The 13,247-nt window shown below is 66.6% G+C and carries 9 protein-coding genes; 7 read left to right on the top strand and 2 right to left on the bottom strand.

Annotated features, from left to right (window positions below; genetic code table 11):
- Positions 1-109: 109 nt before the first annotated feature.
- The 3 genes from groES to VUN84_13540 all read left to right on the top strand — a co-directional run bounded on the left by groES (position 110) and on the right by VUN84_13540 (position 4,363).
- The gene (groES, locus tag VUN84_13550; GenBank protein XAS63314.1) at positions 110-406 is read left to right on the top strand and encodes a co-chaperone GroES; all 297 of its coding nucleotides are present in this window, start codon (positions 110-112) and stop codon (positions 404-406) included.
- Between the two features lie 77 nt (positions 407-483).
- Positions 484-2,094 carry a chaperonin GroEL gene (groL, locus tag VUN84_13545; protein ID XAS63313.1) on the top strand — a complete coding sequence of 537 codons (1,611 nt, stop codon included), beginning with the start codon at positions 484-486 and terminating at the stop codon, positions 2,092-2,094.
- Between the two features lie 208 nt (positions 2,095-2,302).
- Positions 2,303-4,363, top strand: a complete 2,061-nt coding sequence (locus VUN84_13540) for an acyltransferase family protein (protein ID XAS63312.1) — start codon at positions 2,303-2,305, stop codon at positions 4,361-4,363.
- Between the two features lie 54 nt (positions 4,364-4,417).
- Here VUN84_13540 and VUN84_13535 read toward each other — a convergent pair whose 3' ends face one another.
- Entirely contained in the window at positions 4,418-5,386 is a 969-nt protein-coding gene (locus tag VUN84_13535; GenBank protein ID XAS63311.1) for a DUF389 domain-containing protein, read from the bottom strand.
- Between the two features lie 163 nt (positions 5,387-5,549).
- On the opposite strand from VUN84_13535, the gene VUN84_13530 reads away from it, so the two are divergent.
- From VUN84_13530 to VUN84_13520, 3 genes are all read left to right on the top strand, one after another.
- Positions 5,550-7,613, top strand: coding sequence for an acyltransferase family protein (locus VUN84_13530; GenBank protein XAS65863.1), 2,064 nt, complete (start codon positions 5,550-5,552; stop codon positions 7,611-7,613).
- A gap of 169 nt (positions 7,614-7,782) precedes the next feature.
- The gene (guaB, locus tag VUN84_13525; protein XAS63310.1) at positions 7,783-9,294 is read left to right on the top strand and encodes an IMP dehydrogenase; all 1,512 of its coding nucleotides are present in this window, start codon (positions 7,783-7,785) and stop codon (positions 9,292-9,294) included.
- A 104-nt stretch (positions 9,295-9,398) separates the two neighbouring features.
- Entirely contained in the window at positions 9,399-11,240 is a 1,842-nt protein-coding gene (locus VUN84_13520; GenBank protein ID XAS63309.1) for an ABC transporter ATP-binding protein, read from the top strand.
- A 130-nt stretch (positions 11,241-11,370) separates the two neighbouring features.
- Here the strand turns inward: VUN84_13520 and VUN84_13515 are convergent, their stop codons facing one another.
- Positions 11,371-12,000: a hypothetical protein gene (locus VUN84_13515; GenBank protein ID XAS63308.1), complete on the bottom strand. Its 630-nt coding sequence runs from the start codon at positions 11,998-12,000 to the stop codon at positions 11,371-11,373.
- A 109-nt stretch (positions 12,001-12,109) separates the two neighbouring features.
- Between VUN84_13515 and VUN84_13510 the strand changes: the two genes are divergently transcribed.
- A complete protein-coding gene (locus tag VUN84_13510; protein XAS63307.1) occupies positions 12,110-13,246 on the top strand; it encodes a GuaB3 family IMP dehydrogenase-related protein in 1,137 nt (378 codons plus the stop codon).
- The last annotated feature ends 1 nt before the right edge of the window (position 13,247 follow it).

The following is a 13,247-nucleotide window of genomic DNA, read 5'->3' as shown; positions in this document are numbered from 1 at the left end:
CACCTGAAGCTTTATCAGCCAGGCTGCTGCCGGCACCGCGACGACGGTCTGTACGCCTTGGCACCACAGCTTTAAAGTCCACGAATTTGCTGACGAAAAGGAGAGGTCATTGTCGGTCTCTATTAAGCCTCTTGAGGATCGTATTGTTGTCCGCCCGCTCGAAGCCGAGCAGACTACGGCTTCCGGCCTGGTCATCCCGGACTCCGCGCAGGAAAAGCCCCAGGAAGGCGAAGTTGTTGCAGTAGGCCCCGGCCGCTTTGACGACAACGGCAACCGCGTTCCGATCGACGTCACCGTTGGCGACGTCGTGATCTACTCCAAGTACGGCGGAACTGAAGTCAAGACCGGCGGCACTGAGTACCTCGTGCTCTCCGCCCGCGACGTTCTGGCGATCGTCGTAAAGTAACTCTCTTGGACCCCGCGCCGCCGATCCTTCTTTGACGGGTCAGTTGCGCGGGGTTCTGTCTTTGAAAGGACAAAACCATGGCAAAGCAGCTTGCGTTTAACGACGCTGCCCGCCGGTCGCTTGAAGCCGGCATCGATAAGCTCGCCAACACGGTCAAGGTGACCCTCGGCCCGCGCGGCCGCAACGTCGTGCTGGACAAGAAGTGGGGCGCCCCCACGATCACCAACGATGGCGTCACCATCGCCCGTGAAGTCGAACTGGATGACCCCTACGAGAACCTTGGCGCACAGCTCGCCAAGGAGGTCGCCACCAAGACCAACGACGTCGCCGGCGACGGCACCACCACCGCCACCGTGCTGGCCCAGGCCCTGGTCAAGGAAGGCCTCCGCAACGTCGCGGCCGGCGCAGCGCCGGGCCAGATCAAGCGCGGCATCGAGGTCTCGGTCGAGGCCATCGCCGCGCGCCTGCTGGAGAACGCCCGCCCGGTCGAAGGCGACCAGGTCGCCAACGTCGCTGCGATCTCCGCGCAGAGCGATGAGATCGGCGAGCTCCTCGCCGAGGCATTCGGCAAGGTCGGCAAGGATGGTGTGATCACCATCGAGGAATCCTCCACCACGCAGACCGAACTGGTCCTCACCGAGGGCATGCAGTTCGACAAGGGCTACCTGTCCCCGTACTTCGTCACCGACGCGGAACGCCAGGAAGCAGTCCTCGAAGACGCCTTGATCCTGATCAACCAGGGCAAGATCTCCTCTGTCCAGGACTTCCTGCCGCTGCTGGAAAAGGCGCTGCAGAGCTCCAAGCCGCTCTTCATCATCGCCGAGGACGTCGACGGCGAGGCACTCTCCACGCTGATCGTCAACCGCATCCGCGGCACCCTGAACGTTGTCGCCGTCAAGGCTCCCGGCTTCGGGGACCGCCGCAAGGCCATGCTCCAGGACATCGCCACCCTCACGGGCGCGCAGGTTGTCTCGCCGGAACTGGGCCTGAGCCTGGACACGGTCGGCCTGGAGGTGCTGGGTACCGCCCGGCGCATCACGGTGACCAAGGACAGCACCACCATCGTTGACGGCGCCGGTTCAGCCGAGGATGTTGCAGCCAGGGTTTCCCAGCTGCGCGCCGAGCTGACCCGCACCGACTCCGACTGGGACAAGGAAAAGCTGCAGGAACGCCTGGCCAAGCTGGCCGGCGGCATCGGCGTGATCAAGGTCGGCGCTGCCACCGAAGTTGAGCTGAAGGAAAAGAAGCACCGCATCGAAGACGCCGTGTCCTCGACCCGCGCTGCCCTGGAAGAAGGCATCGTCGCCGGCGGCGGCGCCGCTCTGATCCACGCCCTCAAGGCGCTGGACGAGGACCCCGCCGTCAAGGCCCTCGAAGGCGACGCGGCTGCCGCTGTCGGCATCGTCCGCCGGGCCCTGACCCAGCCGCTGCGCTGGATCGCCCAGAACGCCGGTTTCGACGGATACGTCGTCGTCGCCAAGGTGGCCGAATCCGCCAACAACCAGGGCTTCAACGCCAAGACCGGCGAATACGAAGACCTGATCGCGGCCGGCGTCATCGACCCCGTCAAGGTCACCCGTGCGGCCCTGCGCAACGCAGCTTCCATCGCGGCACTGGTGCTCACCACGGAAACCCTCGTGGTTGAGAAGCCGGCCGAGGAAGACCAGCACGCGGGACACCAGCACTAACACCCATGATCAGGGACGTTCCGGCCGCTGCGCCGGGGCGTCCCTTTTCTGTGCCCGGTTGACGCAGGAACCGCACAGCCGCTCGTGGATGAATCGGGGCCGGGTGCGCCGCGGCGATTGGTCATACACCTTGAGCTTTGCGTAAAGTGGTCGCTCCAGGCTTTCCGGGGGAACGGTCTTCCATTACGTTCCCTGGCGAGAGGTGAAGATGACGGAGCAAACAAGGCTTCGCACACCCGTGCCACGAGCTTCCCCATCCCGGCCGGGCCGGGCGCCTGGTTTCAAGCCTGAGATCCAGGGCCTGCGGTCGCTGGCTGTGCTCATGGTGATGACATACCACATCTGGTTCGGCCGCGTCTCCGGCGGTGTGGACGTGTTCCTGCTTGTCTCGGCCTTCCTGATGACCCTGCAGTTCGTTGGACGCTACTACGACGGCCGGCCGACGGCGTTGCTCAAACACTGGCTGCATCTGTTCCGGCGCCTCATCCCTGCTGCTGCCGTCGTGGTGGCCGCCGTGGTCGCCGCCAGCGTCCTTTTCCTGCCCCGGACCCGCTGGCTGGACGTCATCGGCCAGGGCTGGGCCTCGCTGTTCTATTCCGAAAACTGGCTCCTGCAGGCCCAGGCCACCGACTACAACGCCTCGAACCATGGCCTGGCCAGCCCCTTCCAGCATTTCTGGTCGCTGTCGATCCAGGGACAGGTCTTCATCCTGTGGCCGCTTATTTTCGTGGGAGCGGCGCTGACCGCGAGGCACTTCAGACTCAAATACCGTGCCCTGCTCTGCTACATTTTCGCGCTCGTGTTTGTCATTTCGCTGACCCGATCAATGGCCTTCACCGCCGCCAACCAGACAGAAGCGTATTTTGACACCCCTGCGCGGCTTTGGGAGTTTGCGCTGGGGTCCTTGGTGGCTTTGGCCCTTCCGTCGCTCCGGATACCCCGGAGCTGGCGGGTCTGGCTCGGCTGGCTCGGCCTGGCGGCGATGCTTAGCTGCGGCTTCGTCCTCGATGTCCAGGCATCCTTTCCGGGAAGCATCGCGCTCTGGCCCACCCTCGCCGCTGCCTGCGTGATCGTCGCCGGACAGACCGGCAGCAAGTTCGGAGTTGACCGCTTCCTCAGCACCGGGCCACTGGTCCGGCTGGGGGACATGTCCTACGCGCTGTACCTGTGGCACTGGCCCGTCCTGGTGATCTCGCTGGCCTGGACCGGCCGCGACTCCGCGGGGCCGCTGACGGGTGCCGTTGTCATTGCTCTCTCGTTGGCTCTGGCCTACCTCACCACCCGCTTCATCGAGAAGCCCTGGCGGCAGTGGAGATGGCCGGAACTCAAGCGGCGGCGCGCCGTCATTGCGATCACAGCAGCCCTGACCGTCGCAGCCGTGCCCCTCGCCGGAGTCCAAATCAACCTCTACTTCGAGAACCAGGCGGTGCTCGCCAAGGCCGCACAAAACAATCCTGGTGCCCCGGCCCTGCTGCCGGGATTTGTGAATCAGGCAGAGGCTGACGCCGTCCTGCTTCCAGCCCCGGAAAACCTCGGAAAGGACTGGGCGAGCCTTCCGCACCCTTGCAAAGGCACGCTGGAGCCGCAGGACTCAGGGCTTAGGGACGCGTGCTTTGAAAATGGCCAAACCGATCCCGGGGCGAGAACCATCCTCGTTGTGGGTGATTCCCACGCCGAGCAGTGGTTGCCGGCCATGACGCCGGTCAGCACGGAGAAGGGCTGGCGGCTCTACGCGATGCTGATGGGAGGCTGCAAGCCGAGCACGACCGACCAGCACCAGAATGCTGAATGCGACAGCTTCAACACCAAGGTCACCGCCGAGGTCGAAAGAAACCCGCCGGACGCCATTGTGGTGGTCGGCACGGCTGCGGCGCCCTCCTCGCCCGGCGAGCGACTCATCCCCGGCCTGAAGTCGAGCCTTCAAGCCTGGAAGAACCTGGGAATCGACGTGGTTCTCGTGCGGGACAACCCCCGCTTCGGTTTCAACATGGCGGACTGCGTCGTGACCAAAGGCGTGGACGCACGGGAGTGCAGACCCAGCCGGGAGAGTCTCTTCGCGGCAGCAAGTCCCTTTGAGCTGCTGGGGGAAGCGGCTCCGGGCGTGGCCACCATCGACATGACGGACCTGATCTGCGAGCCGACCGACTGCCCGGGAGCGGTCGGAAACATGTTCGTCTATCTGGACGACAACCACATGAGCCGGACCTACACCGCCAGCATGGCGCCGATGTTCCGGGAGCGGCTCCTGGCAGGCACGGACTGGGACTAGGCCGCCGTCGTTCTGCTCCTGAGCCGGCCGCCCGCCGCGGTGCGGCCGGCCCGCTCAGCTTCCGGAGCGGAGGGCCTTGCGCCGCAACCGGGCGGCGGCGCCCCGGGGAAGGCGCTTGGTGACCAGCCGGTAAAAGATCAGCACCGCGACGGCGGACGCCACGATTCCCACCAGGTTCAGCCCCAGCTGCAGGGCGGAGCCGGCAGCTTTCTGGTATTCGCCGAGAACTAACGACACCGCCACGAACCCCGCGGCCGGGACCGTCGTCACGGAGATGAACACACCGACCAGCGCCGCAGACCGCCGGCTGATCACCGACAGCATCCCCGCGGTGCCCGCGAGCACCGCGACGATGAGCGAATAGGGGCCGGGATGGTAAATGAACTCGACGGCGGATCCGCGGTCGAGCACATCGCGCGGAAAGAGCCCCAGCGGCACGGACAGCCACGCCGTGAGCGCAGCCGCCAGCATCGCCACCGGAAAGCCGACACCAAGCGCCACGGCCGCACTGCGGCCAAGCGGCCACTGGCGCCGGACAAGGGCCACGGCCAAGGCAGCCAGAGGGCCGAACTCCGGTCCTACTGCCATGGCCCCCACAATGGCGATGGTCGAATCCGTGACGATCCCGATGGCAGCCAGCTGGGTCGCAAGAATCAAGAAGGCCAGGAAGCTCCACGTGAGCCGTGAGTCTTCGCCGGTCTGCCGGGAAACCTCGTCCCAGATAACCGCATCCGCTCCTTCCCCGGGGGCATCGGCTGTAGCCTTGTCTGCCCGGTCGGAGAGCACCAGCTCCGGCATGGTGACTGCGATCGAACCCCGCTCCTGGACATCGAGGGCCTGAAGCTTCTCCACGAGCTGCTCCACTGACTCCCGGGCCAGGAGCACATCGATGATGTCACCGGGCGGGAGGACGGAGGCACCATGTTGGCGGGAAACTTCCGCGACGCCGAGCTCGCCGGTGCAGCAGTCCACCACAGCGGCGGACAGGTCGTCCGGAACACAGATACGCAGCTGTGCGATCACAATGGGCCTCCTCTGGCTCGTTACAGGGTAGCCCCCGGGCGCCCGGAGAGGGCGTCCCGCAGCCCTCAGGGATTGGCCAGCGAAATTACGGGTCGGTAACATTGGTGCTTTGGAAACCGGCCGGAAGGGTCTTCTTGTGTCCAACGACCGAACCGTAGCCCCACTGGCTGCGGATCCCGGCTCTCCGGCGCCGACGGACCCGGCGCGCGCACAGCCCGGCTACCGTCCCGAGGTCCAGGGCCTCCGCGCCCTCGCGGTCCTGATGGTGGTCGCCTACCATGTGTGGCTGGGACGGGTTTCCGGCGGCGTGGATATCTTCCTGCTGATTTCGGCGTTCCTGATGACTCTCAGTTTCGTACGCAAAGTCGAGGCCGGCAAACCTCTGCGCCTGGGGACCCACTGGCTTCATCTGCTCAAGCGGCTGCTGCCCGCCATCGTCGTCGTGATCCTGGGCGTCCTTGCCGGTACCCGGGTGATCCTGCCGGAGAGCCGCTGGGCGGACGTCCTGGACCAGGTCTGGGCCTCCCTGTTGTACCGGCAGAACTGGCTCCTCGCCGACTCCGCCGTTGACTACTATGCCCAGGATCATTCCGGCGCCAGCCCGTTGCAGCACTTCTGGTCCCTGTCCATCCAGGGCCAGGTGTTCGTGCTGTGGCCGCTCGCGTTTGCCGGAACGGCCTTGCTGCTGCGCTGTCTGCGCCGGACCTCCTGGGGCGGCCGGGTCAGTTACGCTGCGCTCCTGGCGGTAGTCTTCGGCGCGGTTTTCGCAGGATCGTTGATGTTCTCCATTGAGCAGACCAGCTCCAACCAGTCCTACGCCTACTTCGACACCCGGACCAGGCTGTGGGAGTTCGCTCTCGGTTCGCTGCTGGCGTTGGCTGTGCCGCACCTGAAACCCGGCAAAATGCTGCGGGTTGTTCTCGGCTGGGCCGGCCTGGCGGCGATGCTTTCCTGTGGACTCCTGCTCACCGTGGACCGTTCCTTCCCCGGTTTCATCGCGCTGTGGCCGACCCTTGCCGCAGCCGCCATCATCGTGGCGGGACGGAGCGGCAGCCGATTCGGCGTGGACCGTCTCCTGACCTGGCGGCCCCTGGTGGCCCTCGGCGACAACTCCTACGCCCTGTACCTCTGGCACTGGCCGCTGCTGGTGCTGGCCCTGGCCGGAACGGGCATCGCCGCGCCGAACCTGGTCCAGGGCCTTCTGATCGTGGCCGCCTCGCTGGTGCTGGCCGCGCTAACCACCAGGTTCGTGGAGACGCCACTGCGCGAATGGCACTGGCCGCAGCGGCGCAGCTGGCGCGCCGCCGTCGTCGTCGCGGTGTGCGGGGCGCTGCTGGCCGGTCCGGTGTCAGTGTGGCAGAGCCGGATGATGGCCGACGAGGCCACCGCCGCGTCGCAGCCCCGGGAATTGACCCCCGGCGCGGCCGCCCTGGCGCCGGGAAATGCGGGCAGGCCGACGCCGGACGCGAGGATCATTCCGGCTCCGGTGGCCATGAAGAGCGATTGGGCCGACTTCGACGGGCCGTGCACGGACGACAACGTCCCCGGCGATCCGCTGCTGGCAGGGTGTCTGCAAAACAGCCGCCCGGACGCCGTATCAAAACGGATCGTGGTGCTCGGTGACTCGCACGCGCAGCAGTACATGGCGGCACTCGGCCCCATTGCCCGCAGCCGCGGCTGGGAAGTCGTCGCGCTCCTGAAAGGCGGCTGCCGCTTCGGCGCCGAGTCCCCGGACCGGAACGCCGAATGCAACGCCTTCAATCAAGCCAGCGCCCAGTACGTCCTGGACCACAAACCCGACGCTGTCTTCACGGTGGCCTCCCTGACACTCAAAGATGCGCCGTTCGAGACCGAGGTGCCGCAGTACCTGGAAGGCATCCTGCCTTTCACGGACGCCGGCATGGACGTGGTGGGCATCCGCGACAATCCGCGCTTCACCATGAACATGCCCGAATGCGTGCAGAAAAACGGCCCGGATGCCCCGAAGTGCCGGGTGCCGCTGCAGGAATCGCTGGCCGGATCCTCGCCCCTGGACGCTTACCGGGGGCGGGTGCCCGGACTCCATCTGATGGACCTGAGTGATTTCATCTGCGCCGACGGGGTCTGCCCTGCCGTCGTCGGCAACGTTTACGTCTATAAGGATGACAACCACCTGACCAAGACCTACGTGGAGAGCATGATCCCCATGTTCGAGGAGCGGCTGCTCGCAGCCACTGGCTGGACCTAACGCGCCGCCGGGTGCCGTTGCTCACACTTCCGGCCCGGAATATGGGGATCGCCGCCGAGGTTCTAGTATTTATTCAACACTTCTGCACAGGCCACGCCCGTAATGACGGGCTGGTCATCTGTTGCAACCCCTACCCGTGAATCCCGTAACCAAGGTAAGAGGCGCACTCATGACCCAGCCCGAACACGATCCCTTCGGCTTTATTGGCCTGACGTACGACGACGTCCTGCTGCTGCCGGGCCACACGAACGTGATCCCGTCCGAGGCCGATACGTCCTCGCGGATCTCCAAGCGCATCACGGTGAACACTCCGCTGCTCTCCGCGGCGATGGATACCGTGACCGAGTCACGGATGGCCATCGCGATGGCCCGCCAGGGCGGCCTCGGCGTGGTGCACCGCAACCTCTCGATCGAAAACCAGGCCGACCAGGTGGACCGGGTCAAGCGCAGCGAGTCCGGCATGATCACGAACCCGCTGACCATCGGCCCTGAAGCCACGCTCGCCGAGCTGGACGAGATCTGCTCGCACTACCGGGTCTCCGGTCTGCCTGTGGTGGACGAGGGCATGCGGCTGCTGGGCATCGTCACCAACCGCGACACCCGCTTCGTGCCGGAGGCGGACTTCCCGCTCCGGCTGGTCAGCGACGTCATGACCAAGATGCCGCTGGTCACCGGCCACGTCGGCATCAGCCGCGAGGAGGCCTCGCACAAGCTCGCGACCAATAAAATTGAGAAACTTCCGCTCGTTGACGAGCAGGGCCGGCTCAAGGGCCTGATCACCACCAAGGACTTCACCAAGGCGGAGCAGTACCCGCTGGCCACCAAGGACGACGAGGGCCGGCTGCGCGTTGGCGCCGCCATTGGCTTCTTCGGTGACGGCTGGGAGCGCGCCATGGCACTTGTTGACGCCGGCGTCGACGCCCTTTTCGTGGACACCGCCAACGGCCACTCCCAGGGTGTGCTGGATATGATCCGCCGGCTCAAGTCCGATCCGGTGGCCGCGCACGTGGACATCATCGGTGGTCAGGCCGCCACCCGCGAAGGTGCCCAGGCGCTCATTGACGCCGGTGCCGACGGTATCAAAGTCGGCGTCGGCCCGGGGTCCATCTGCACCACCCGCGTGGTCGCCGGAGTCGGCGTCCCGCAGATCACCGCCATCTACGAGTCGGCCAAGGCCTCCATCCCGGCCGGTGTCCCGTTGATCGCCGACGGCGGGCTGCAATACTCCGGCGACATCGGCAAGGCCCTGGTCGCCGGAGCCGACACCGTCATGCTCGGGTCCCTCCTGGCCGGCTGTGACGAGTCGCCGGGTGACCTGATCTTCGTGAACGGCAAGCAGTTCAAGCTGTACCGCGGCATGGGGTCGCTGGGAGCCATGCAGACCCGTGGCAAGAACACCTCCTACTCCAAGGACCGTTACTTCCAAGCCGACGTCTCCGGCGACGACAAACTCATCCCGGAAGGCATCGAAGGCCGCGTGGCCTACCGCGGCCCGCTGGCCTCGGTGGCGCACCAGCTGGTGGGCGGCCTCCGCCAGACCATGTTCTACACCGGTGCCCCGACCGTGCCGGAGCTCAAGGCGCGCGGCAAATTCGTCCGGATCACGGCGGCCGGGCTCAAGGAGTCCCATCCGCACGACATCCAGATGACGGTCGAGGCGCCGAACTACGGTTCCCGCTGACCCGGCCGGCCCGCGCAACCAGCCCGCAGCAGGGTCCGTCGTGACGGCTCACAGCGGACTTTCCTGCGGGTTAGCGGGGCGGCGGCGTGTCCTAGGCTGGAGTCATGTCCGAACTCCTGCCTGCGCGTGAGCCCAAACGCAAACTGGCGCTGCGGCCCTACGCCCGGGCCGTGGCCCAGGTGCTGCGCGTTAGCTTCCGGGCCTCGCCCGCCGCCGTCGTGATGAAAGTTGTCGGCTCGCTGATTTCGGCACTGTTGCCGCTGGTCACCACGTATTTCGCCGCCCTGACCACCACGGCCCTCGCGGCCGCCTACGCGGGTAACGCCGCGGCGGGGCAGCAGGCTGTTGTTTACGTCGTTATCACGGCCGCGCTGGGGCTGTTCTGGGGCGCCTTCAGCAGTGTGGACCGGTACATCCAGCAGCTCATGAGTTTCAAAGTCGGCGCGATCGTGGGCGACCTCATGTACGAGCGCTTTCTGGCCCTGGAGTTCTGGCGGTACGACGACAAGGAAACGGTGGACCTGTACGACCGGGCCAAGCGCTTCTCCGATTCCTACGCCCGGGTCCTGGACCGGATCGCGGCCATCTTCACCCAGCTGGTCTCGGTCCTGCTCGCCATCGGCGCCCTGCTGCTGGTCAGCTGGTGGATCGCCGTGATCGTCCTCGTCGCGATCGTGCCCAGCGTCTACCTGCAGTTCAAGCTGTCCCGCGAGCAGATCGCGCACTGGAACACCCAGATCGATTCGCGCCGGCAGCGGCGGATGATCGAGACTAACCTCCTGCGGCCCCAGCACATTGCGGAGATGCGCCTCTACGGGATCGTCGGATACCTGATGGGGCTGCGTTCCCGGCTTCGTGACGCGGATGAGCGCCGCCGCCTGGATTTCCAGAAGCGCTACATTCCCAAGCAGCTCGCCGCGGACGCCCTGCAGTACGGCGCGGAGGTGGTCTCGCTGATCTGGGTGGTCGGGCAGATCATCGCCCGGGCCCAGCCGGTGGGCCAGTTCCTCTACGTCCAGCAGATTGTCAGCCGCGCCCTGTCCACCGCCAACAGCCTGGTCTCCTCCCTGAGCTCCATCGATGAGGACCTCGCCAACCTCAAGGACTATGAGCTGTTCATGGCGCTGCCGGTGCGCTCCGAGCACGCGCCGCCGCTGCTGCAGGCGCCGGCGGTCGTAGAACTGCGCGAGATCCGCTTCACCTACACCGGCAGCGAACTCGAAGTCATTAAGGGCATCACGCTGACCATCCGCGAGGGCCAGCACATCGCTATCGTGGGGGAGAACGGCGCCGGAAAGTCCACCCTCATCCGCATCCTCGCAGGGCTCTACCGCCCGGACTCCGGGCAGGTGCTGCTCGACGGCGTGGACCTCGCCGCCGTCGACGTGAAGTCCTGGCACCGCCACCTGGCGGTGCTCAGCCAGGAGTTCCTGAAGTACGAGTTCGCCACCGCGGCGGAGAACATCTTCTTCGGCGACGTTGACACTCCGCGCGACGACGACCGGATCCGCCGGGCCGCGTCCGACGCCGAGGCCCTCGAGTTCATCACCAAGCTGCCCAACGGCCTGGACAACCACGTCAGCAACTGGATGGAGGATCCCCGCGGGCGCAAGGGCAGCGGCCTGTCCGGCGGCCAGTGGCAGCGGCTCGCGATGGCCCGGAACTTTTACCGCAACGCCCCGTTCATGGTCATGGACGAGCCGACGTCGGCGATCGACGCCCTGGCCGAGCACCGGATCTTCACCAGGCTCTTCGCTGACCGCAGCAGCACGATCATCGCCATCAGCCACCGCCTCGCGACGATCGAGAAGGCGGACATCGTCTACATGCTGGAGGACGGGCGGGTGGTGGAGCAGGGCACCCACAAGGAGCTCGTGGCCCTGCGCGGCCGGTACTTCCGGATGTTCGAATCCCAGCTCGCCGTGGACGACGCCGAAGGGCGTTGAGAAGCCGGGCTGAGGACTGCCCCGGAGACGGCCAGCACCGCGGGGTGCCACCAGGCGGAGAAAACCCAGGATCCGCGCTGGGCGACGCCGAAGGCCACTTCGCGATGAACCACGCCGGTGTCCGGGACCATCATGAGAGCTCCGACGGGCCGGCGTCCGACTGAACCACGGTGGTCCGCACCCGCGCCAAGCTGGGCTCCGCCGGAACGCTGCTGAAACCAAAGGAGACGGCGGGCCGGATCGCGGTGAGGGCGCCGGCGTCGGCGCCGTTCCAGGTGACGCTCGCCGAGTCGATCCGATGTAGATCCGTCACGCCGTAGTACTCCTGCCGCCCGCCCTTCGCGGCGCCCGCGGTGCGCGCGCCGGGGCTGAGCCGGGCCGCCAGCGGGCTGATGGCCCGCAGCCATTGCGGATGCACTGCCACGGGCCGGGGAACCAGCCGGAGGAGGCTGCCCAGCCGGGTACGGACGCCGACGGCCGCCCGGATCCGGAGCGGGCCCGCATCCACGGTGAGCCGGTGCCCGTCCTGGGACGCCGCAACGTCCACCACCTGGGTCTCGTCAAAGGTATAGACGTCAGCGATGAAACCGCCGATCTCGGCGGTCGGGGCACACAGGATCCGGTGCCCGGAAGGCAGCTCCACCATGGCGTCAGCAAAGGTCCCGAACGGGGAATGCCGCCACAGCCCCACCACCGCCCGCAGACCGGATTCCGTGCCAATCCCGGCGATATGGCCATCGAAGACCCAGCGTGTACCCATGCCGCCAGAGTACCGGCTGGTTCCGGCGTATTTTCGCGGGGGACCGCCGCGGCATCACCCCGGCGCCCGGCATCGTCCCGGTGCGCGTCCGCTGGGATAACCTAGAGCAGTGACTTACGAGATTGAGATTGGCCGTGGCAAACGTGGGCGTCGTGCCTACTCCCTGGATGACATTGCGATCGTCCCCAACCGACGTACACGTGACCCCAAGGACGTCTCTGTTTCCTGGCAGATCGACGCCTACAAGTTCGATATGCCCGTTATTGCCGCACCCATGGATTCGGCTATGTCGCCGGAGACCGTCATCGCCCTGGGCCGGCTCGGCGGACTCGGCGTTCTGGACCTTGAGGGCCTCTGGACCCGGTACGAGGACCCGCAGGCCGTCCTGGACCAGATCGGTGCGCTCCAGGATGAGACCAACAGCCCCGCTGTTACCCGGCGTATGCAGGAGCTGTACCAGGCCCCGATCCAGCCGGAACTCATTACGTCCCGCCTCGCGGAGATCCGCGCCGCGGGCGTCACCGTTGCGGGCTCCCTGACCCCGCAACGGACCCAGGAGCACTACAAGACCGTCGTGGCGGCCGGCGTTGACATCTTCGTGATCCGTGGCACCACGGTCTCGGCCGAGCACGTCTCGAAAGACCACGAGCCGCTGAACCTTAAACAGTTCATCTACGAACTCGACGTCCCCGTGATTGTCGGCGGGGCTGCCGGCTACACCCCGGCCCTGCACCTGATGCGCACCGGCGCCGCCGGTGTCCTGGTCGGTTTCGGCGGAGGCGCCACCAGCACCACCCGGCGCGCCCTCGGCATCCACTCGCCCATGGCGTCCGCCATCTCCGACGTCGCCGCCGCCCGCCGCGACTACATGGATGAATCCGGCGGACGTTACGTCCATGTGATCGCCGACGGCGGCATGGGGTCCTCCGGCGACATGGTCAAGGCCATCGCCATGGGCGCCGACGCCGTCATGCTCGGCAGCGCCCTGGCCCGCGCCGAGGAAGCCCCGGGCAAGGGCTGGCACTGGGGCCAGGAAGCGCACCACCTTGAACTTCCCCGCGGCGACAGGGTCAACGTCGGCACGGTGGGACCGCTGGAGGAGGTCCTCTTCGGGCCGGGCCACCACACGAGCGGAACGTCGAACCTGATCGGTGCGCTGCGCCGTTCCATGGCCACCACCGGCTATTCGGACCTCAAGGAATTCCAGCGCGTCGACGTCGTCGTCTCGCCCTACGCCGGGAACTGAG

This window comes from Micrococcaceae bacterium Sec5.8 (assembly GCA_039636775.1).
Taxonomy (GTDB): Bacteria; Actinomycetota; Actinomycetes; order Actinomycetales; family Micrococcaceae; genus Arthrobacter.
Note: the sequence above shows the minus strand (reverse complement) of the source record. Positions and strands in the feature narration are given on the sequence as shown.